The 441-nt window shown below is 70.5% G+C and carries 1 protein-coding gene; it reads left to right on the top strand.

The window, feature by feature from the left end:
* Positions 1–441: hypothetical protein (locus OQ789_RS25810; RefSeq protein ID WP_324689261.1), on the top strand; the 441-nt coding region annotated here is incomplete at both ends.

Here is a 441-nt window from a genome sequence, read left to right as displayed (position 1 = left end):
GGTAGTCAGCGTGGCCGTTGACGATGCCGGTCCGGTCGATGACGGCGTCGGCGAGGTGGTGGCGACCCCGATCATGGTTTGGCTGCAGGCATTTGAGGGCCCGACCGATCAGTTCAACCAGACCATGGTGGTCCAAGCCCCGGCCGGGGTGAGCGAGGCCGAGGTGGTGGTGGTGCTCCAAGCGCTGCTGGAGCGCCACGCCATGCTGCGGGCCCGCCTCGACGACGCCGATGGCGGCGGCTGGTCGTTGCAGGTGCCCGAGCCGGGGTCGGTGGACGCCGGCGCCCTGCTGCGCAGCGTGGACGTCATGTCGGAGGCGGTGCTGGTGGCTGCGCGGGAGCGGTTGGACCCGGCGGCCGGGGTGATGCTCAGCGCGCTGTGGGTGAGTGGCAGCGCCCGGTTGGTGTTGATCATCCATCACCTGGCCGTGGATGGGGTGTC

Origin of the sequence: Mycobacterium sp. 94-17, assembly GCF_035617725.1 — a bacterium.
Lineage (GTDB): Bacteria > Actinomycetota > Actinomycetes > Mycobacteriales > Mycobacteriaceae > Mycobacterium.
This window is presented reverse-complemented; position numbering and strand designations above follow the sequence as displayed.